This is a genomic window from Burkholderia sp. CCA53, assembly GCF_001685525.1.
Classification (GTDB): domain Bacteria; phylum Pseudomonadota; class Gammaproteobacteria; order Burkholderiales; family Burkholderiaceae; genus Burkholderia; species Burkholderia multivorans.
This window is the reverse complement of sequence record NZ_BDDJ01000001.1, coordinates 219,281-239,510: the sequence shown is the minus strand read 5'-3', so window position 1 is coordinate 239,510 and position 20,230 is coordinate 219,281. Positions and strand designations below refer to the sequence as shown.

The following is a 20,230-nucleotide window of genomic DNA, read 5'->3' as shown; positions in this document are numbered from 1 at the left end:
GATGACGTTCTGGAATCTGTATTTCATCCTGAAGTTCGCGCTGTTCGCGACGGGGCATCTGCAGCCGATGTGGGTGGCGAATCTCGTGTTCGCGCTGGCGCTCGCGGTGAGCGCGCCGCTGCGTTCGCGCGTCGCACGCATCGTGCGGCAGATCGCGGCCGTCGCGATTGCCGTGCCGCTGCTCGCGCGCGAACTGCATGCGCCGCCGCTCGCACGGCTCGCGGAGGCCGCGCGCGAGGTCGCGACGTTCCGCGCCGATTACTGGCTCGAGATCCTGCCGCGATTGCTGCCGCCGATGCTGCTGCTGACGGTGGCCGGCGCGCTGATCGTCTATTTCGTCGTGAACCGCTGGCTGCGCGTCGCGACGTTCGTGATCGCGGCCCTGATCGCGATGCCGCTGTGGCAGGCGGGCAGCGGCTGGGCGACGCGCGTCGCGCAGGCGACGACGGCGCAGGGCGGCGGCGCGGCGGCGTCGCGCGCGGGCCAGCCCGAGGACTACAACGCGGCACTCGCGACGTTCCGCACGCAGGAGTCGCAGCGGCAGGTCGCGTTCGGCCATCTCGGCAGCGATCCGGCGGCGCAGTTCGACGTGATCGTCGTGCATGTCTGCTCGCTGTCGTGGGACGACCTCGATGCGGCCAAGCTGCGCAATCATCCGATGCTGAGCCGCTTCGACTACCTGTTCACGAATTTCAGCACGGCCGCGAGCTACAGCGGGCCGGCCGCGATCCGCGTGCTGCGCGCGAGCTGCGGACAGGAGGCGCATGCCGATCTGTACAAGCCCGCGCCGCAGCAATGCCATCTGTTCGCGCAGCTCGCGAGCGCCGGCTACACGGTGCAGTCGCTCCTGAACCACGACGGCCACTTCGACAACTTCCTGCAGGTGATTCGCGACAACATCGGCGTGCCGGGCGCGCCGCTCGTGTCGAACGACGCGGCGCCCGTCGCGATGCATGCGTTCGACGGCTCGGCGATCAAGGACGACTACGCGACGCTCGCGAACTGGTATGCGCAGCGCGGCGCGGTTGCGGGCCCCGTCGCGCTGTACTACAACACGATCAGCCTGCATGACGGCAACCGCGTGGTCGGCAGCGCGCTGACGAGCATCGACTCGTATCCGCAACGCGCGGCGAAGCTGATGAGCGACGTCGACCGGCTCGCCGATCTGATCGCGCAATCGGGCCGGCGCGCGGTGATCGTGTTCGTGCCCGAGCATGGCGCCGCGCTGCGCGGCGACCGGAACCAGGTGGCGGGTCTGCGCGAGATTCCGACGCCGCGCATCGTGCACGGGCCGGTCGGCGTGCGGCTCGTCGGCTTTGACGGCGATCACGGCACGACGACCGTGATCGACCAGCCGACGAGTTTCCTCGCGCTCGCGCAGCTGCTGTCGAACCTGGTATCGAACAGCCCGTTCAAGCCCGGCGTGACGCTCGCGCAATACGCGGCGGATCTGCCGCGCACGCGGATGGTCGGCGAGAACGAGGGCACGGTGACGATGCAGACGGCCGCGGGCTACGCGGTCAAGACTCCGGACGGCGTATGGATCGACGAACAGTAAACCGCGGCGACATCGACGACGATCGTCTGTCGCAACCGAACGACGTGCTCGGCTTCGCGCGCCACGTGCCGGCGTTCGATCCCGAACGCTATGTAGACGAACAGGCGCGGCGCGCGTACGTCGATGCGCTCGCGCGCTGGCCCGTGCTCGCGAAGCTGATGGGGCTCGCGCGCTGAGCGGCGCCGCGCCGCGCCGCGCGCGTTCGCGTGCTCAGGCGGACGACTGCGGCTTGCGGGCGGGCTGGCGCGTCCATTCGTCTTCTTCGCCGGGCACCTTGCCGAAGGTCTGCGCGGCCCACGCGTCGCGCGCCGCGTCGATTTTCTCGCGCGAACTCGACACGAAGTTCCATTCGACGAAACGCTCGCCCGGCAGATGTGCGCCGCCGAGCAGCATGACGCGCGCGCCGTGCGTGCTCGAGAGCGTGACGGTCGCGCCCGGTTCGAGCACGGCCATCGTGGACGCCGCGAGCGGCGTGTCGTCGATGCGCAGGTCGCCGTCGACGAGATAGACGCCGCGCTCGTCGTGCTCCGCATCGAGCGCGAGCCGGCCGCCGGCCGCGAATTGCGCGTACGCATAGAGTGTCGGCGAAAACACCTCGACCGGCGACGTCAGCCCGAACGCCGTGCCCGCGATCACGCAGACGCGCGCGCCGTCGCGCTCGAACACGGGCAGCGTGTCGGCGGCATGATGGACGAACGCGGGCGCGGTGTCCTCGTGCTCGACCGGCAGCGCGACCCAGGTCTGAATGCCGTGCACCGGCTGGTCGCGCGGGCGGTCTTCGTCGGGCGAGCGCTCGGAATGCACGATGCCGCGCCCGGCCGTCATCCAGTTCACGTCCCCCGGCACGATCTTCTGCCGGAAGCCGAGACTGTCGTGATGCATCAGCGTGCCGTCGAACAGATAGGTGACGGTCGCGAGACCGATATGCGGATGCGGCAGCACGTCGATGCCGCGGCCGGCCGGCAGCACGGCGGGGCCCATCTCGTCGAAGAAGATGAACGGGCCGACGAGGCGCGCGGCACGCGCGGGCAGCACGCGACGCACGACGAGGTTGCCGATGTCGCTTTCGCGCGGCGTGAGCAGGGTCTTGATCGGGGCAGGCATCGCGGCGTTCCGGTTCGTTGGCGTGTCACGCGATCGCGGTATCGATCGCGATCGGGTGCGTGAGGATCTTGTGCACGGGGCACGCGTTCGCGATCTGCAGCAGACGCTCGCGCTGCTCGGCCGACAGCTCGCCGTCGAGCGTGATGCGGCGCACGATCGTGCTGCCGCCACTGCCCGATTCGTGCGCGAGCTTCACGTGCACTTCGGCAAGCGGCCAGCCCTTGCGCTGCGCGTACATCTTCAGCGTGATCGCGGTACAGGCGCCGAGGCTCGACAGCAGCAGCGCGACGGGCGTCGGCGCCGCATCGCCGCCGCCGAGCGGCGCCGGTTCGTCGGCGCGCCACTGATGGACGCCGTCGGTGAAGTGGACCAGATAATCGACCGAGCCGATGCTCGCTTCGACGGACAGTTCGCTCATTGGAATTCCATGTGGGGAAGGGAAGGGGCGGCGTGCGGCCGCCCGTCGCCGGACTTACGGTTCGAGCAGGCGCTGCAGCCGCAGCTCCTCGAAGTCCAGCTCGGATTCTATGCGGTGCAGCACCGCATCGTCGACGCGGCCGTCGCGATGCAGCGCGAGCAACGCATCGCGCGACACGCCGACCAGTTCGAGCTCGACGCGCAGCATCCGCGCGCGCACGTCCGCCGGTTCGGCGCCTTCGCGGTATGCGCGTTCGTTGAAGGCGACGCGGTTGCGGTATTCGGTCAAGAGCCGCTCGAGCGAAGCGCGCTCGAGATGCGCGCCGTGCTGCCCGCGCGCATCGAGGGCCGCGAGCGCCGCGCCGAACGTGTGGGCGCGCACCGCATGCTCGGACATCGTGTGGCGCGCGACCGGCTGCAGCTTCAGCGCGCGGATCAGCGGGGCGAGCGTGCCGCCCTGCACGACGAGCGTCGCGATGATCAGCAGGAACGTGCTGAACAGGATCAGGTCGCGGCCGGGAAAACCGGCCGGCAGCGCGATCGCGGCGGCGAGGCTAACGACGCCGCGCATGCCGGACCAGCCGAGCACGACGGCTTCCCGCCACGACCACGGTGCATGGCCTGCACGCGGCGCGCGCAGGCGGCCCGGCAGCCACATCGCGACGAACACCCAGGCGATGCGCGCGACGATCGCGGCCGCGGTGGCCGGCAGCGCGACGCGCAATCCGGCCATCAGCACGGCGCCTTCGCGATGGACGCCGGCCAGGATCGCGTGCAGCGCGAGGCCGATCAGGATGAACACGAGCGCGTCGAGCACGAACACGATCGCTTCCCAGGTCGCCTTCGCCTTGATCCGCATGTCGGCGTCGAATACGCGATGCTGCCGTACGCCGAGCACGAGCCCGCAGCTCACGACCGACAGCACGCCCGAGCCGTGCAGCGCTTCTGCGATGCCGTAGCTGCCCCACGCCATCGTGAACGTCACGACGATGCCGAGCATCGGCTCGCGCAGCCGTTGCAGCACCCAGCACATCGCCTGGCCGCACGCGAAGCCGACCGCGATGCCGATCAGCGTGAGCGACAGGAACAGGCCGGCCGCGCTCGCGGTCGTGATCGTGACCGCGAGCGCGGCCGACACGGCGATCTGATAGAGCAGCAGGCCCGACGCATCGTTGACGAGGCTTTCGCCTTCGAGCACGGCGACGAGCCGCGCGGGCAGCGGATGGCGCTGCAGGATCGCCTTCGCGGCGACCGCGTCGGGCGGCGACACGATCGCGCCGAGCGTGAAGCACGCGGCCCACGGCAGCGCCGGGTTGAACGCATGCACGGCGAGCGCGACCGCGACCGTCGTAAACACGACGGCACCGAGCGCGAGCGAGGCGATCGACGCGAGCTCGTGGCGGAACGCCTTCCACGCGGTATAGAAGCCGCTCGACATCAGCAGCGGCGGCAGCACGGCCGCGAGCAGCAGTGCCGGATCCATGTCGGGCACGCGCTTGCCGGCGACCGCGACGACGCAGCCGCCGAGCAGCAGCACGACGGCGGGCGGAATCGACAGGCGCTCCGCGAGCCACGTCAGCGCGCCCGCGCCGCAGATCAACAGCAGCAGGTAATGGAACAGTTCGACGTTGCTCATCGGCGGCGGCTCGCGACGTGCCGCATCACGACGGCTTGCGCGCGCGGGTGCCGCTGCCCGGCAGCACCGGATCGCCGGGCAGCCTGCCGAGCAGGCCGACAAGCGCGATGACGGGAGATGCCGGCGAGTTCACGCCGAGTGTGCCGTCGATCGCGACGGCGAGGAGGCCGGCGAGCAGCGAGAACGAATGCGCTTTCATGAGGAATGCCCGAGGGTGGCCGACCGGCGCCGGAACGGTGCGGTCGAAGTCATGAGAGCGTATCGGGTTTGCCTGAAGAAAAAAAGAGCGAAGCGCCGCCGCGAGCGAGCGCCACGCAGTGATCGTGTCTGCCATCGGGACGGCGGTCTGCGATCGAGGTTCGCGCGCTGCGCGATGCGCGAAGGCGGCCGCGAGATCGACACGGCGCGGCGCCTTCGCGCTCGACCGGTTCGGCGTCGGCGAGCAAGCCGCTCGCGCGATCGCACGGCGATTCGCCGGCCGGCGTGAGCGGCAGACGGCGCGGCGTGCGGTACGGCAGCATCGCGCCAGGGCGCGACGCGCTCGCCGATCTCGCCGCGACGCCGGGCCGGCCGAGCGGCCGCCCGGCGCGCGACGATGCCGCGCTTACAGGTTCGGCGACAACTCGAGCGCGTTCGTCAGATCGCCCATCGCCGGCGCGCCGTTCGCCTTCAGCGCATCGTCGCGCTGCTGCAGGCCCGGCAGGCGCGGCAGCGAGAAGCGGCGCGTGATGAAGCGCAGGATCGACGCGGTGTCGTACTGCGTGTGATCGACGAAACCCTTCTTCGCGTACGGCGACACGATGATCGCCGGAATCCGCGTGCCGGGGCCCCAGCGGTCGCCCTTCGGCGGCGCGACGTGATCCCAGAAGCCGCCGTTCTCGTCGTAGGTGACGACGACGACCATGTTCTTCCACTGCGGGCTCGCCTGCAGATGCGCGATCACGTTCGCGATGTGCTGGTCGCCGCTCGCGACGTCGGTGTAGCCCGCGTGCTCGTTCAGGTTGCCCTGCGGCTTGTAGAACGCGACCTGCGGCAGCGTGCCGGCGTCGATGGCCTGGATGAACGCGCTGCCGTCGGTGCCGCCGTCGAGCAGGTGCTGCGCGCGATTCGCGGTGCCCGGCGCCTGGTTCGCGTAGTAGTTGAACGGCTGGTGGTGCGGCTGGAAGTTCGGCGCCGTCATGTTCGGGCCGTAGATCACGTTCGCGGTGCCGCTCTGCGCGGCCTGCAGCGCCTGCCCCCAGGCACCGCCGTACCAGGCCCACGACACGCCCGCGTTGGTCAGCAGATCGCCGATGTTCTGCTGCGTCTGCGGCGGCAGCGTCGTCGCGGCCGACGGATCGGCGAGGTTCGGATCGCCGCCTGCGGCCGCCTTGTTGCCGCTCGGCTGATACGGCGGCTGCATCGTGTTGACCGCGTAGAAGTCGGGCGTCAGGTTGCCCGAGTTCACGAACTTCGGTGCGCCGGCAAGCGCGGACGCCGGCGAGTTGCTCGCGAGCTGCAGCGACTTGCCGTCCGCGTTGACGGCGGAGATCGAGCCGGCTGCCGGGCTCTTGTCCGCGTTCGCGTAGTACGGCGCGCACGCGCAGATCAGGTACTGGTGGTTCAGGAACGAGCCACCGAATGCGCCCATGAAGAAGTTGTCCGCGAGCGTGTACTGCTGCGCGATCTTCCACAGCGGCAGCTTCGATGCGTCGGCCGTGTAGTGGCCCATCACGAGGCCGCCCGAATCGGCCCACGCGGCGAACATGTCGTTCTTGCCGCCGTTGATCTGCATCTGGTTCTCGTAGAAGCGGTGATACAGGTCACGCGTCGTCACGCTCATCGACGTGTTGAAGCCGTTCGGATCGTCGATCGCGAACGGCGCGTTCGGCAGATTCTCGGTCATCGCTTCGGTCACGGCCGGCGTGACGCCCTTGGCGGTCAGGCCGCCCCAGATCTTCGGCAGCGTCGCGAGCGGCTGGCCGTTGCGGTCCTTCTGCTGCGCGCTCGCGGCCGTCACGTTCTGCAGCCCGTTGGCGCCGGGGAAGTTGCCGTACAGGTTGTCGAAGCTGCGGTTCTCCGCGTAAATGACGACGACGTTCTTCACGGCCGACAGGCCCTGCTGCTGCACGTCGTCGCCGCCGCAGGCGGTGAGGGCGAGCGCCGCGGCAACGGCGATCGGCGTAAAGCGAATCCAGGCGTGGTGGTTCATCCGTTGTACTCTCATCTCTCTTGTCGCGTGGGGACCGGCGTCGATTGCCGGGCGACCCGGCAGGCGGGCGCGGCATGTCCGGCTGCCCGCATTCTGAGGGCGCGATTTGACAGGCTGGTGTAGGCGTCCTTTCGAATGGCTGTCGACGCTTCGTCATGGAACGGTCATGCGGCTGACATAAACTCCGGCCGCTCCTGAACCGACATTGCGATCCATCGATGAAGCTTCGCCTACCGAGAACCGGCGCGCTCGTGCGCCCGTGGCGGCGCGCGGGCCGCGCGCTTGCGCTGGCCGCCGCACTCGCCGCCGTTGCGGGCTGCGACGCGCAGCCCGGCGCGGGTGCCGCGCTCGCCCAGCCTGCCGGCTCATCCGGCGCCGCGCAGGGCGCGGCCGCACCGGCGTCGGCCGCCGCCGGCGACGGTGCGCCGCTCGTCGCGACGAACCGTCCGCAGACGCGTGCGCAAGTTTACGAAGGCGTGCGCCGGATGACCGCGCTCGGCAAGCAACTTTTCTTCGACCCTACGCTGTCAGGTTCCGGCAAGCTCGCGTGCGCGTCGTGCCACAGCCCCGAGCATGCGTTCGGGCCGCCGAACGCGCTGTCGGTGCAGCTCGGCGGCGACGACATGCGGCGTGCCGGGTTTCGCGCGGTGCCGTCGCTGAAGTATCTGCAGGGCGTGCCGCCGTTCGCCGAGCACTTCCACGATTCGGACGACGAAGGCGACGAGAGCGTCGATGCCGGCCCGACCGGCGGCCTCACATGGGACGGCCGCGTCGACACGGGCGCCGCGCAGGCGCGCATTCCGCTCACGTCGCCGTTCGAGATGAACAGTTCGCCCGCGAAGGTCGCGCGCGCGGTACGCGCGGCGCCGTACGCGGACGCGTTTCGCGCCGTGTTCGGCGCGAACGTGCTCGACGACGAACGCGCGACGTTCGACGCCGTGCTGCGCGCGCTCGGCACGTTCGAGCAGACGCCGTCGCTGTTCGCGCCGTACACGAGCAAGTACGACGCGTACCTCGCGGGCCGCGCGCAGCTCACGCCTGCCGAACTGCACGGACTGCAGCTCTTCAACGACGAGAAGAAGGGCAACTGCGCGAGCTGCCACGTGAGTCAGCGCGCGCTGGACGGCACGCCGCCGCAGTTCAGCGATTTCGGCCTGATCGCGATCGCGGTGCCGCGCAACCGCGCGCTGCCGGTCAATCGCGATCCGCGCTTTTACGACCTCGGCGCATGCGGGCCCGAGCGGACCGACCTGAAGGGCCGCGACGAATTCTGCGGGCTGTTCCGCACGCCGTCGCTGCGCAACGTCGCGCTGCGCAAGACCTTCTTCCACAACGGCGTGTATCACTCGCTCGAGGACGTGATGCATTTCTACGCCGAGCGCGACATCCATCCGGGGAAGTTCTATCCGGTCGTGCACGGTCGCGTGCAGCGCTACGACGATCTGCCGAAACGCTACTGGCCGAACATCAACCGCGAGCCGCCGTTCGACCGCAAGCCGGGCGACCGGCCCGCGCTCGACGAGGCCGAGATCAAGGACGTGATCGCGTTTCTGAACACGCTGACCGACGGATATCAACCTGCGGCGACTCAGGCCCGCCGCTAGACGGGCACGCACACGCACGCATGCTATCCTCGGTCGCTGACGCGCGCGGCGCATGCCGGGTCACCGGCCGCGCCGCGCGCGTCGCTCGAACATCCAAGGAGAACAATATGTCGATGCGTGCATCCCTTTTCATCGCGCGTGCGCTGGCCGGCGCAGCGTGTGCGACCGCCATGCTGTCCGCCCATGCGCAAAGCAACCTGGGCTTTCTGAACGACACGCCGATCACATATTTCAGCAAGGCCGACGCCGCCTCGCTGACGAAAGCCGTCGTGCACGCGCGCGACGCCGGCAAGGACGGCGAGACGACGACGTGGCAGAGCAGCGGCGGCCGCACGCAGATCGAAGCGAAGCTGACGCCGGCGACGCTCGACAAGGACGGCAAGCACTGCCGCGAAGTGACGACCGAGATCGCGGCGAAGGGACAGACGATGACGCTCAAGCCCGTCTACTGCCAGACGGCCGCGGGCAAGTGGCAGCTGCAGAAGCGCTGAGCACACGGGCAATGAGGCGCAGCGGTGCGCCGCGCACGGTGTCGTGCGGCGTCGTGATCCTCGATGCGGCCGGCCGCGTGTTCCTCGCGCATGCGACGGACACGACGCACTGGGACATCCCGAAGGGGCAGGGCGAGCCGGGCGAGTCGCCGCGCGACGCGGCGCTGCGCGAGCTGCGCGAGGAAACCGGGATCGAGATCGCGCCTGAGCGGCTCGTCGATCTCGGCCGCTTCGCCTATCGGCACGACAAGGATCTGCACCTGTTCGCGGTGCGCGTCGCGCCCGACGAGATCGACCTCGCGCGCTGCACCTGCACGTCGCTGTTTCCGAGCCGCCGCGACGGCTCGCCGATTCCCGAGATGGACGCGTATCGGTGGACCGATCCCGCCGACGTCGACGCCTATGCGAGCCGCAGCCTCGCACGGCTGTTCCATACGACGCTGCCGCTCGCGGAACTCCATCGGCGGCTGTCGGACGCATGAGCGGACGCGCGGCCTCCCGTCGCAAAACCGAAGGGCAATAAAAAACCGGCGCGAGCCGGTTTTTTATGTGATGCGCGGGGAGCCCGTCAGGCCGGCTTGCCCCAGCTGTCGCGCAGCCCGACGATGCGGTTGAACACCGGCTTGCCCGGCTTCGAATCGACGCGATCGGCGACGAAGTAGCCGTGCCGTTCGAACTGCAGACGCGTTTCCGGCGCGACGTCGCCGGCGCCCGGCTCGACGAACGCATGCACGATCTTCTTCGAATCGGGATTCAGCGCATCGAGGAAGTTCGCGCCGCCGGCATCCGGATGCGGCTCCTTGAACAGGCGGTCGTAGATCCGCACTTCGGCCGGCTGCGCATGCTTGGCGCTGACCCAGTGGATGTTGCCCTTGACCTTGTAGTTGTTCGCGCCGTCGGTGCCCGACTTGCTGTCCGGGAAGTAGTTGCAGTGCACGGCCGTCACGTTGCCGTCGGCATCCTTGTCGAAGCCCGTGCACTCGACGACGTAGCCGTAGCGCAGCCGCACCTTGTTGCCGGGGAACAGGCGGAAATAGCCCTTCGGCGGCTGCTCGGCGAAGTCCTCGCGCTCGATCCACAGCTCGCGCGAGATCGGGAACGTGCGCACGCCGCGATCCGGATGATGCGGATGCACGGGCGCCGTGCAGGCTTCTTCCTGGCCTTCCGGATAGTTGTCGATGATCAGCTTCAGCGGGTCGAGCACCGCGACCGTGCGCGGCGCCTTGTCGTCGAGATCGTCGCGCAGCGCGCCTTCGAACACGCTCATGTCGATCCACGAGTCGACCTTCGTCACGCCGATCCGCTCGCAGAACAGGTGAATGCTCTCGGGCGTGAAGCCGCGGCGGCGGATGCCGACGATCGTCGGCATGCGCGGATCGTCCCAGCCGTCGACATGGCCTTCGGTGACGAGCTGCAGCAGCTTGCGCTTGCTCGTGATCGCATACGTGAGGTTCAGTCGCGAGAATTCGATCTGCTGCGGCAGCGGGCGCGTGAAGATGCCGGCATCCGCGAGCTCGTTCAGCACCCAGTCGTACAGCGGGCGGTGATCCTCGAACTCGAGCGTGCAGAGCGAATGCGTGATGCCTTCGAGCGCATCGGAGATGCAGTGCGTGTAGTCGTACATCGGATACACGCACCATGCGTCGCCGGTGCGGTAGTGGTGCGCGTAGCGGATCCGGTAGATCACCGGGTCGCGCATGTTCATGTTCGGCGACGCCATGTCGATCTTCGCGCGCAGCACGTGCTCGCCTTCCTTGAACTCGCCGGCCTTCATCCGGCGGAACAGGTCGAGGTTCTCGTCGGGCGTGCGGTCGCGGAACGGCGACGGCTTGCCGGGCTCGGTCAGCGAGCCGCGGTTCGCGCGCATCTCGTCGGCGCTCTGGCTGTCGACGTAGGCCTTGCCGCGCTTGATCAGCAGCTCGGCGAACTCGTACAGCTTGTCGTAGTAGTCGCTCGCGAAATACTGATGATCGACCGCGTCCTTGCGCCAGTCGAAGCCGAGCCAGCGCACCGCATCGACGATCGAGTCGACGTACTCGATGCTTTCCTTTTCCGGGTTCGTGTCGTCGAAACGCAGGTGGCAGACGCCGCCGTAGTCGCGCGCGATGCTGAAATTCAGGCAGATGCTCTTCGCATGACCGATATGGAGATAGCCGTTCGGCTCGGGCGGGAAGCGCGTCTCGACGCGGCCGCCCCATTTGCCGGTGCGGTTGTCGTCGTCGATGATGTTGCGAATGAAGTTGGAAGCCGCGGGGGCGTCGTTGCGTTCGGTGCTCATGCGGTTGGCGTCAGGTTGGGGCGGCGCGTCGCGCCGGTTTAATCCTGCAATTCTACCTGACCGGGGTCGGTCCCGCGCGGCCCGCGGCCCGTCGCGCCGTGCCGATGTCGCGTGCAGGCAATGTCTCGACTTTGTGTCGGCTGTAACACGACGTAAATCGGATTGCCCTGCCCGTTCGGCTTTTCCTATGATGGCAGCACCGATTCAAATGCCGCCGTGCGCAGCGCGCGCGACGGGAGGACACCAAGAACCATGATGAAGAAGACCACTTTTGTCGTTCGTGCCGCGGTGATCGTCGCGGTCCTGTCGCAACTCGGCGCCTGCGCGATGACGCACACGCAGCGCAACGCCGGCATCGGCGCGGCCGCAGGCGGCGCGCTCGGCTACCTGATCACGGGCGGCCCGCTCGGCACGGTCGCGGGCGCGGCGGCCGGCGGCATCGTCGGCGCGAACGTCCGCTAAGCGGCGCGGCGTCCGCCCCGTGCGGGGCCGGGCGCCGTCCCGTCTCTTTTCGCACACATCGTTCCGGCATTCGCTCGACAGGCAGCATCAGGGAGGAACGGATGTGCGACACTTCGTCGGCTCCTATAACTCATTCACTTGCCGACGATCCTTCGATGAACGATCCCCTCGTTTTCGTCCTGCCGGGCTACGGCGACTCGGGCCCGCTCCATTGGCAAAGCCGTTGGGCGCGCGCGGATGCGCGCTTCGTGCGCGTCGCGATGCCCGACTGGGAACGCGCCTTCCGCAACGGCTGGTGTCTCGCGCTCGATCGCGCGGTACGCACGGCGCCGGGCCCCGTGCTGCTCGCCGCGCACAGCCTCGGCACGCTGACCGCCGCCTGGTGGGCGACGCGCTATGCGCGGCCCGACACGCTCGCGAAGGTGCGCGGCGCGCTGCTGGTCGCGCTGCCCGATCCGTCCGGGCCGGCGTTTCCGGCCGACGCGCACGGCTTCGGGCCCGTGCCGCTCGAACGGCTGCCGTTCCCGACGCGCGTGGTCGCGAGCAGCGACGATCCGTACGGCTCGCTCGCGTTCGCGCGCAACTGCGCGCAGGCATGGGGCAGCGTATTCCACGAACTCGGCCCGCGCGGCCACATCAACGCGGACAGCGGGCTCGGCGACTGGCCCGACGCACGCGGCTGGCTCGACGCGCTCGCGCAGCGCGGCTGACGGGCGCCGGCGCGAGCGCCCGGCCCGATGCCGCTTCGGCGGCGCGCCGACGCAGTGCCCGCGCATGCGCCCGGCCTGCAGGCCGGCCGAGCGCCGCGCCGCTCAGATCGCCTGCTTCGCCTTCAGCGCCGCGATCCGCGCATCGTCGTAGCCGAGCATATCGCGCAGCACGTCGTCGGTGTGCGCGCCGAGCAGCGGCGGGGCGGTGCGCGCATCCGGCGGCGTCGCGCTCATCCGCACCGGATTGCGCACGAGCTTCACGTCCGCACCGCACGGATGGGGCAGCGCGACTTCCATCCCGCGCGCGACGACCTGCTCGTTCGCGAACACCTCGGCCAGATCGTTGATCGGCCCGCACGGCACGCCGGCCGCCTCGAGCGCGTCGATCCACGCCGTCTTGCTGCGCGTCTTCACCATCTCCGCGAGGATCGGCACCAGCGTGTCGCGATGGCGCACGCGCGCGGGATTGGTCGCAAAGCGTTCGTCGTCGGCGAGCTCCGGCCGCCCGCCGGCTTCGACGAACTTGCGGAACTGCCCGTCGTTGCCGACCGCGACGATGATCCAGCCGTCGCTCGTCTGGAACGTCTGGTATGGCACGATGTTCGGATGCGCGTTGCCCCAGCGCACGGGCGGCGTGCCGCTCGCGAGGAAGTTCGTGTTCATGTTCGCGAGCAGCGCGACCTGCACGTCGAGCAGCGCCATGTCGATGTACTGGCCAACGCCCGTGCGGTCGCGATGCGCGAGCGCGGCGAGCACCGCGATCGTCGAATAGAGGCCGGTCGCGAGATCGGCGATCGCGACGCCGGCCTTCTGCGGGCCGCCGCCCGGCACGCCGTCGCGCTCGCCCGTGATGCTCATGAAGCCGCCGATTCCCTGCACGATGAAGTCGTAGCCCGCGCGATGCGCGTACGGGCCGGTCTGGCCGAAGCCCGTCACCGAGCAGTAGACGAGATCGGGCTTCACGGCGCGCAGCGATGCATAGTCGAGCCCGTATTTCTTCAACTGACCGACCTTGTAGTTCTCGAGCACGACGTCGCTCTGCGCCGCCAGCTCGCGCACGATCTGCTGGCCTTCGGGCGTCGCGATGTCGACCGTCACCGAGCGCTTGTTGCGGTTCGCCGCGAGATAGTAGGCGGCCTCGGCGGTGTCGGCGCCGTGCGCGTCCTTCAGGTAGGGCGGCCCCCAGTGGCGCGTGTCGTCGCCGGCGCCCGGGCGCTCGATCTTGATCACGTCGGCGCCGAAGTCGGCGAGCGTCTGCGCGCACCACGGGCCCGCGAGCACGCGGGTCAGGTCCAGCACGCGGATATGGCTCAGGGCACCCATCGTCGATTCGTCTCCTTTCATGGCGTGGCCTTGCGCGGCAAGGCGAATTGGCATGCCGAGCATCTTAAGGCGAATCGGCGCCGCCGGTGGCCCCGTGGGGCCGGCCGGAGCGTCGAGCCGCTTTGCCGGGAATCGCATTCAATCCCGTATAATCGATCGTTTCCGAACCATGCCGCCGCGCGTCCGCAACGGCCGCCGGCGTTTGAAGCCGTCTTAGCAGACTGTCCCCGCACGCCATGAAAGCTGCCGAAATCCGCGAGAAATTTCTCAAATTCTTCGAATCGAAGGGCCACACGATCGTCCGCTCGTCGAGCCTCGTGCCCGGTAACGATCCTACGCTGATGTTCACGAACTCGGGGATGGTCCAGTTCAAGGACGTCTTCCTCGGCACCGACCGGCGTCCGTACACGCGCGCGACGACGGCGCAGCGCAGCGTGCGCGCGGGCGGCAAGCACAACGACCTCGAGAACGTCGGCTACACCGCGCGGCACCATACGTTCTTCGAGATGCTCGGCAACTTCTCGTTCGGCGACTACTTCAAGCACGACGCGATCCGCTTCGCGTGGGAGCTGCTGACCACGGTCTACATGCTGCCGAAGGACAAGCTGTGGGTCACCGTGTACCAGGAAGACGACGAGGCGTACGACATCTGGGCGAAGGAAGTCGGCGTGCCGACCGAGCGCATCATCCGGATCGGCGACAACAAGGGCGCGCGCTACGCGTCCGACAATTTCTGGACGATGGGCGACACGGGCCCGTGCGGCCCGTGCACCGAGATCTTCTACGATCACGGCCCGGAGGTGTGGGGCGGGCCGCCGGGGTCGCCGGAAGAAGACGGCGATCGCTACATCGAAATCTGGAACCTCGTGTTCATGCAGTTCAACCGCGACGCGCAGGGCAACATGACGCGCCTGCCGAAGCCGTGCGTCGATACCGGCATGGGCCTCGAGCGTCTCGCCGCGGTGCTGCAGCACGTGCACAGCAACTATGAAATCGACCTGTTCCAGAACCTGATCAAGGCCGCCGCGCGCGTGACCGAAGTCGGCGATCTGAACAACAACTCGCTGAAGGTGATCGCCGATCACATCCGCGCCTGCGCGTTCCTGATCGTCGACGGCGTGATTCCGGGCAACGAAGGCCGCGGCTATGTGCTGCGCCGCATCGTGCGCCGCGCGATCCGCCACGGCTACAAGCTCGGCCGCAAGGGCGCGTTCTTCCACAAGCTGGTGGCCGATCTCGTCGCCGAAATGGGCGCCGCGTATCCGGAGCTGAAGGAAGCCGAGCAGCGCGTGACCGACGTGCTGCGTCAGGAAGAGGAGCGCTTCTTCGAAACGATCGAGCACGGCATGTCGATCCTCGAATCGGCGCTCGCCGATCTCGAGGCGAAGGGCGGCAAGGTGCTCGACGGCGAACTCGCGTTCAAGCTGCACGACACCTACGGCTTCCCGCTCGATCTGACGGCCGACGTCTGCCGCGAGCGCGGCGTGACGGTCGACGAGCCCGCGTTCGACGACGCGATGGCGCGCCAGCGCGAGCAGGCGCGCGCGGCCGGCAAGTTCAAGGCCGCGCAGGGCCTCGAATACACGGGCGCGAAGACGACGTTCCACGGCTACGAGGAGATTGCGTTCGACGACGCGAAGGTCGTCGCGCTGTACGTCGACGGCTCGGCCGTCACCGAAGTGAAGGCCGGTCAGGATGCGGTCGTCGTGCTCGATCACACGCCGTTCTACGCGGAATCGGGCGGCCAGGTCGGCGACCAGGGCGTGCTCGCGAACGCGTCGACGCGCTTTGCGGTCGCCGACACGCTGAAGGTGCAGGCCGACGTGATCGGCCACCACGGCACGCTCGAGCAGGGCACGCTGAAGGTCGGCGACGTGCTGCGCGCGGAGATCGACGCGCAGCGCCGCGCGCGCACGCAGCGCAACCACTCGGCGACGCACCTGATGCACAAGGCGCTGCGCGAAGTGCTCGGCTCGCACGTGCAGCAGAAGGGCTCGCTCGTCGACGCGGACAAAACGCGTTTCGACTTCGCGCATAACGCGCCGCTGACCGACGACGAAATCCGTCGCGTCGAGCAGATCGTCAACGACGAAATCCTGGCCAACGCACCGGGCATCGTGCGCGTGATGCCGTACGACGAAGCGGTGAAGGGCGGCGCAATGGCGCTGTTCGGCGAGAAGTACGGCGACGAAGTGCGCGTGCTCGACCTCGGCTTCTCGCGCGAGCTCTGCGGCGGCACGCACGTGAGCCGCACCGGCGACATCGGCCTCTTCAAGATCGTGATGGAAGGCGGCGTCGCGGCCGGCATCCGCCGCGTCGAGGCGATCACCGGCGACAACGCCGTGCGCTACGTGCAGGAACTCGACGCGCGCGTGAACGAAGCGGCAGCCGCGCTGAAGGCGCAGCCCGCGGAGCTCACGCAGCGCATCGCGCAGGTGCAGGATCAGGTCAAGTCGCTCGAGAAGGAGCTCGCGGCGCTGAAGTCGAAGCTCGCGTCGAGCCAGGGCGACGAGCTCGCGCAGCAGGCCGTCGAAGTCGGCGGCGTGCACGTGCTGGCCGCGACGCTCGACGGCGCCGATGCGAAGACGCTGCGCGAGACGGTCGACAAGCTGAAGGACAAGCTGAAGAGCGCGGCGATCGTGCTCGCGGCGGTCGAGGGCGGCAAGGTCAGCCTGATCGCCGGCGTGACGGCCGAGGCGAGCAAGAAGGTCAAGGCCGGCGAGCTCGTGAACTTCGTCGCGCAGCAGGTCGGCGGCAAGGGCGGCGGCCGCCCCGACATGGCACAGGCCGGCGGCACCGAACCGGCGAACCTGCCGGCCGCGCTCGCCGGCGTGAAGGGCTGGGTCGAAGCACGGCTCTGATCGCCCGAGCGCGCGGCCGCGCGGCGCCCGCCGCGGGGCCGCGCTTCGCCGGCGTCACGCACGCAAACGAAACGCCCCGATCGGCGCAGGCCGGTCGGGGCGTTCTGCATTCGGGGCCCGGCGAGCGGGCCGGCGAGCAGCGCGGCGCACCAACGGTGAACCGCCCGGCGAGTGTCGCTCGTGTTACGCCGCTATCGTGGCCGCATGTTTGTCGCCGTCGGCTGCGGTCGGCGCGGCATCGGTCAACGCGTCGCGCAACGCGGCGAGGGCAGCCGATTCATAGCCGTGCCGCCACGCGAGCAGCGTATCGATCGCGCCGAATGCGGCGATCGCGTGCTGCGCGACGTTGTCCGTCTCCGGCTGCAGGTCGAGCACCGAGCGCGGGGCGACCGCGATGCCGGCACCGGCCGCGACGCACGCGACGATCGCGTGATACGAGCCGAGCTCCAGCACGCGCGCGGGCTTCAGCCCGTATTCGGCATACCACTGCTCGACGTACTTCCGGTACGTACAGCCGCGTTCGAACGCGATCAGCGTCGGCAGGATCACGTCGCGCGGCGTGCGCACCGGCGGATGGCCGCGCGGCGTGAGCAGCACGAGTTCCTCGCGGAACACCGGCACGGTCTCGAACGTGTCGGGCAGCGTGTCGGGCGCGGGCGGCCGCGCGAACAGCGCGGCGTCGACGTCGAACTCGCGCACGCGGTCGATCAGCCAGCCCGTCGTGCCCGTGACGAGCTCGAGCGACACGTCCGGCCACGCATGGTGATAGCGCGCGAGCACGGCCGGCAGCCGGCTCGCGGCCGTGCTTTCCATCGTGCCGAGCCGCAGCCGGCCGCGCGGCGTGTCCTCGCGCACCGCATCGCGCGCTTCGTCGGCCAGCGCGAGCAGCCGCTCCGCATACGGCAGCAACGTGCGGCCGGCCGGCGTCAGCACGAGCCGGCGGCCGTCGCGCACGAACAGCGCCGCGCCGAGTTCCTCCTCGAGCTGCTTGATGCGCGTGGTCACGTTCGACTGCACGCGGTTGAGCTTCGCGGCCGCGCGCGTCACGCCGTTCTCGCGCACGACCGCGCGGAAAATCGCCAGCGCCGCCAGATCCATGATTCTCTCCCTGCGATGGGTGGATTCTGAATTATTCATTTTTCGAGAATGATCGGTCAAGCTACGATGGCGTCATCCGATTTCCGTGTCGGCCGGCGTGTCGCGCCGGTCCATTGCGCCATGTCCCGTTCCGATGCGTCGTCCGCCGCCGTCCACCCGCATGCGTCGCGTGACGCCGATCGCCGTGCGCGCGCGGCGGCGCTCGCCTGCATGGTCGGACTCGCGGTCGCGCTCGGCGTCGGCCGGTTCGCGTTCACGCCGCTGCTGCCGCTGATGCTCGCCGACAGCTCGCTCGGGCTCGAAGCCGGCAGCTGGCTCGCGTCGGCGAACTATGCGGGGTATTTCGTCGGCGCGGTCAGCTGCGCCGCGCTGCGCGTGCCGCCCGCGCGGATGGTGCGCGTCGGGCTCGCCGCCACGGTGCTGCTGACGGCCGCGATGGGCGTCGGTCATCTGCTGCCGGTCTGGCTCGCGGTGCGCTTCGTCGCCGGCGTCGTCAGCGCGTGGACGTTCGTGTTCGTGTCGCAGTGGGGGCTGCGGCGGCTCGCCGAGCTCCATGCGCCCGCGTGGAGCGGCGTCATCTATGCGGGGCCGGGCGCCGGCATCGTGCTGACCGGGCTGATCGGCAGCGCGCTCGCGGGCCATCGCGCGACGCTCGGCTGGCTCGGCTTCGCGGCGCTGTCGGCAGGGCTGTCCGCTGCGATCTGGCGCACTTTCGGCACCGCCTCGGCGGCCGCGCCGGCACCGGCCGCCGGCACGGCGGCGCACGCGGCGGCGGCGACGCCGGCCGCGGTCCACGACGCGCGCCGCGCGCGGGTCGACGCCGGCTGGCTGATCGTGCTGTACGGGATGCCGGGCTTCGGCTACATCATCACGGCGACGTTTCTGCCCGTGATCGCGCGCGCTGCGCTGCCGGCCGGCTCGCCGTGGCCCGACCTGTTCTGGCCGATGTTCGGCGCGGCGCTGATCGTCGGCGCAATTGCGGCCGCGCGGCTGCCCGCGCACTGGGACAACCGGCTGCTGCTGGCCGGCGGCTGTGCGATGCAGGCGCTCGGGATCGCGGCCGGCATCGTATGGCCGAACACGGCCGGCTTCGCGATCGGCAGCGCGCTGCTCGGGCTGCCGTTCACCGCGATCACGCTGTTCGCGATGCGCGAGGCGCGGCGTCTGCACGGCGAGCGCGCGGCGGGGCTGATGGGCTATGCGACCGCCTCGTACGGAATCGGGCAGATTCTCGGCCCGCTCGTCGCGGCGCCGCTGACCGCGCGCTTCGGATCGTTCTCGCCCGCGCTGTGGGTCGCGGCGGCCGCGCTGCTCGCCGGCGCGGCCGGTTTCGCGGCGACCGCCGCCGCCGCGCGCGTGCGCCGCTGACGACGATGGGGCCGGATCGGCTGCGTGGCGGGCAAACTCGCTAGAATGAGGCCTTTCCCGTGCCGAGCGGCGCCGTGCGGCGCCGTCATGTCCTGCCGATGACCACTGCCGACTACCGTTTCTGCCCGCGCTGCGCGAGCCCGCTGATCGAACGCGCCGATCCGGACCACGAGGGCGGCCGCCTGCGCCAGGCGTGTCCCGACGATGCATGCGGCTACGTGCACTGGAACAATCCGCTGCCGGTGGTTGCCGCGATCGTCGAGCTCGACGGCAAGATCCTGCTCGCGCGCAACGCGGCCTGGCCGGAAGGGATGTTCGCGCTGATCACCGGCTTCCTCGAGCACGGCGAAACGCCCGAGGACGGCATCGCGCGCGAAGTGCGCGAGGAAACCGGGCTGAACGCCGAGCAGATCGCGCTGGTCGGCGTCTACGAATTCATCCGCAAGAACGAGCTGATCATCGCGTATCACGTGCGCGCGTCGGGCACCGTCACGCTGTCGCCGGAGCTGCTCGAATACCGGCTCGTCGATCCGCCGCTGCTGCGCCCGTGGCGCGCGGGCACCGGCTACGCGCTCGCCGACTGGATGCGTGCGCGCGGCCTCGATTTCCAGTTCGTCGACCGTCCCGGTCAATGACCGCCGCGTACGCGGCCCCGTTCCCCGTCACCGTTCCGATCGCCATCGCCATGTCCGACAAGCCGCAGCCGCGTCCGCGCGACGCGTATCGCCATTTCCTGCCGATCACGACCCGCTGGATGGACAACGACGTCTACGGGCACGTGAACAACGTCGTCTACTACAGCTACTTCGACACGGTCGTCAACGCGTACCTGATCGGCGCGGGCGTGCTCGACGTCGAGCGCAGCCAGACGATCGGCCTCGTCGTCGAGACGCAGTGCAACTATTTCGCGCCGCTCGTGTTTCCGCAGGCCGTCGATGCGGGGCTGCGCGTCGCGAAGCTCGGCACGTCGAGCGTGCGCTACGAGATCGGGCTGTTCGCGGCCGGCGAGGCCGCCCCCGCCGCGCAGGGGCACTTCGTGCACGTCTACGTCGATCGCGGCACGCGCCGCCCGGTGCCGCTACCCGACGCGCTGCGCGCCGCGCTCGAGCCGCTCGCGGCCTGACGGGGC

The 20,230-nt window shown here is 69.6% G+C and carries 19 protein-coding genes; 11 read left to right on the top strand and 8 right to left on the bottom strand.

Annotated elements, in window-relative coordinates; translation table 11 throughout:
• Position 1 precedes the first annotated feature (1 nt).
• Complete coding sequence (gene bcsG / locus BCR55_RS01140) at positions 2 to 1,558, top strand: cellulose biosynthesis protein BcsG (RefSeq protein ID WP_065494046.1); 1,557 nt, start codon at positions 2 to 4, stop codon at positions 1,556 to 1,558.
• Positions 1,540 to 1,734: a hypothetical protein gene (locus tag BCR55_RS01135; RefSeq protein ID WP_039224773.1), complete on the top strand. Its 195-nt coding sequence runs from the start codon at positions 1,540 to 1,542 to the stop codon at positions 1,732 to 1,734. The genes bcsG and BCR55_RS01135 overlap by 19 nt, the downstream gene beginning before the upstream one ends.
• A 34-nt stretch (positions 1,735 to 1,768) precedes the next feature.
• On the opposite strand, the gene BCR55_RS01130 is transcribed toward BCR55_RS01135, so the two are convergent.
• The 5 genes from BCR55_RS01130 to BCR55_RS01110 form a co-directional block, all read right to left on the bottom strand.
• Complete coding sequence (locus BCR55_RS01130; protein WP_006402165.1) at positions 1,769 to 2,662, bottom strand: pirin family protein; 894 nt, start codon at positions 2,660 to 2,662, stop codon at positions 1,769 to 1,771.
• Positions 2,663 to 2,687: 25 nt separating this feature from the next.
• Positions 2,688 to 3,080: an OsmC family protein gene (locus tag BCR55_RS01125; protein WP_006402164.1), complete on the bottom strand. Its 393-nt coding sequence runs from the start codon at positions 3,078 to 3,080 to the stop codon at positions 2,688 to 2,690.
• A gap of 54 nt (positions 3,081 to 3,134) precedes the next feature.
• Entirely contained in the window at positions 3,135 to 4,715 is a 1,581-nt protein-coding gene (locus BCR55_RS01120) for a sodium:proton antiporter (RefSeq protein ID WP_065494045.1), read from the bottom strand.
• 25 nt (positions 4,716 to 4,740) lie between these two features.
• Positions 4,741 to 5,049 (bottom strand): DUF1427 family protein, encoded by a 309-nt coding sequence (locus tag BCR55_RS33325; RefSeq protein WP_232356739.1) that lies wholly within the window; start codon positions 5,047 to 5,049, stop codon positions 4,741 to 4,743.
• A 270-nt stretch (positions 5,050 to 5,319) separates the two neighbouring features.
• A complete protein-coding gene (locus tag BCR55_RS01110; protein WP_006409099.1) occupies positions 5,320 to 6,906 on the bottom strand; it encodes an acid phosphatase in 1,587 nt (528 codons plus the stop codon).
• A gap of 218 nt (positions 6,907 to 7,124) precedes the next feature.
• On the opposite strand from BCR55_RS01110, the gene BCR55_RS01105 reads away from it, so the two are divergent.
• The 3 genes from BCR55_RS01105 (at position 7,125) to BCR55_RS01095 (ending at position 9,483) form a co-directional block, all read left to right on the top strand.
• Positions 7,125 to 8,510, top strand: a complete 1,386-nt coding sequence (locus BCR55_RS01105) for a cytochrome-c peroxidase (RefSeq protein WP_065494044.1) — start codon at positions 7,125 to 7,127, stop codon at positions 8,508 to 8,510.
• A 107-nt stretch (positions 8,511 to 8,617) separates the two neighbouring features.
• Positions 8,618 to 9,001, top strand: coding sequence for a hypothetical protein (locus BCR55_RS01100; RefSeq protein ID WP_006402156.1), 384 nt, complete (start codon positions 8,618 to 8,620; stop codon positions 8,999 to 9,001).
• An 11-nt stretch (positions 9,002 to 9,012) separates the two neighbouring features.
• Positions 9,013 to 9,483 carry an NUDIX hydrolase gene (locus BCR55_RS01095; protein WP_006402155.1) on the top strand — a complete coding sequence of 157 codons (471 nt, stop codon included), beginning with the start codon at positions 9,013 to 9,015 and terminating at the stop codon, positions 9,481 to 9,483.
• Positions 9,484 to 9,569: 86 nt separating this feature from the next.
• Here the strand turns inward: BCR55_RS01095 and BCR55_RS01090 are convergent, their stop codons facing one another.
• Entirely contained in the window at positions 9,570 to 11,279 is a 1,710-nt protein-coding gene (locus BCR55_RS01090; RefSeq protein ID WP_006402154.1) for a glutamine--tRNA ligase/YqeY domain fusion protein, read from the bottom strand.
• Between the two features lie 252 nt (positions 11,280 to 11,531).
• Here BCR55_RS01090 and BCR55_RS01085 point away from each other — a divergent pair, with 252 nt between their 5' ends.
• Together BCR55_RS01085 and BCR55_RS01080 are read left to right on the top strand one after the other, a co-directional pair.
• Positions 11,532 to 11,741 carry a glycine zipper 2TM domain-containing protein gene (locus tag BCR55_RS01085; protein WP_006402153.1) on the top strand — a complete coding sequence of 70 codons (210 nt, stop codon included), beginning with the start codon at positions 11,532 to 11,534 and terminating at the stop codon, positions 11,739 to 11,741.
• 155 nt (positions 11,742 to 11,896) lie between these two features.
• On the top strand, positions 11,897 to 12,451 hold the full coding sequence (locus BCR55_RS01080; protein WP_053297346.1) for an alpha/beta hydrolase: 555 nt from the start codon (positions 11,897 to 11,899) through the stop codon (positions 12,449 to 12,451).
• Between the two features lie 102 nt (positions 12,452 to 12,553).
• On the opposite strand, the gene BCR55_RS01075 is transcribed toward BCR55_RS01080, so the two are convergent.
• On the bottom strand, positions 12,554 to 13,774 hold the full coding sequence (locus BCR55_RS01075) for a CaiB/BaiF CoA-transferase family protein (RefSeq protein ID WP_006402150.1): 1,221 nt from the start codon (positions 13,772 to 13,774) through the stop codon (positions 12,554 to 12,556).
• A gap of 236 nt (positions 13,775 to 14,010) precedes the next feature.
• On the opposite strand from BCR55_RS01075, the gene alaS reads away from it, so the two are divergent.
• Complete coding sequence (alaS, locus tag BCR55_RS01070; protein WP_006402148.1) at positions 14,011 to 16,635, top strand: alanine--tRNA ligase; 2,625 nt, start codon at positions 14,011 to 14,013, stop codon at positions 16,633 to 16,635.
• Positions 16,636 to 16,818: 183 nt separating this feature from the next.
• On the opposite strand, the gene BCR55_RS01065 is transcribed toward alaS, so the two are convergent.
• On the bottom strand, positions 16,819 to 17,733 hold the full coding sequence (locus BCR55_RS01065) for a LysR family transcriptional regulator (RefSeq protein ID WP_006402147.1): 915 nt from the start codon (positions 17,731 to 17,733) through the stop codon (positions 16,819 to 16,821).
• Positions 17,734 to 17,853: 120 nt separating this feature from the next.
• On the opposite strand from BCR55_RS01065, the gene BCR55_RS01060 reads away from it, so the two are divergent.
• From BCR55_RS01060 to BCR55_RS01050, 3 genes are all read left to right on the top strand, one after another.
• Positions 17,854 to 19,101 (top strand): YbfB/YjiJ family MFS transporter, encoded by a 1,248-nt coding sequence (locus BCR55_RS01060; RefSeq protein WP_175403808.1) that lies wholly within the window; start codon positions 17,854 to 17,856, stop codon positions 19,099 to 19,101.
• 98 nt (positions 19,102 to 19,199) lie between these two features.
• Complete coding sequence (locus tag BCR55_RS01055; protein ID WP_035488324.1) at positions 19,200 to 19,736, top strand: NUDIX domain-containing protein; 537 nt, start codon at positions 19,200 to 19,202, stop codon at positions 19,734 to 19,736.
• Positions 19,737 to 19,786: 50 nt separating this feature from the next.
• A complete protein-coding gene (locus tag BCR55_RS01050) occupies positions 19,787 to 20,224 on the top strand; it encodes a thioesterase family protein (RefSeq protein ID WP_006405000.1) in 438 nt (145 codons plus the stop codon).
• The last annotated feature ends 6 nt before the right edge of the window (positions 20,225 to 20,230 follow it).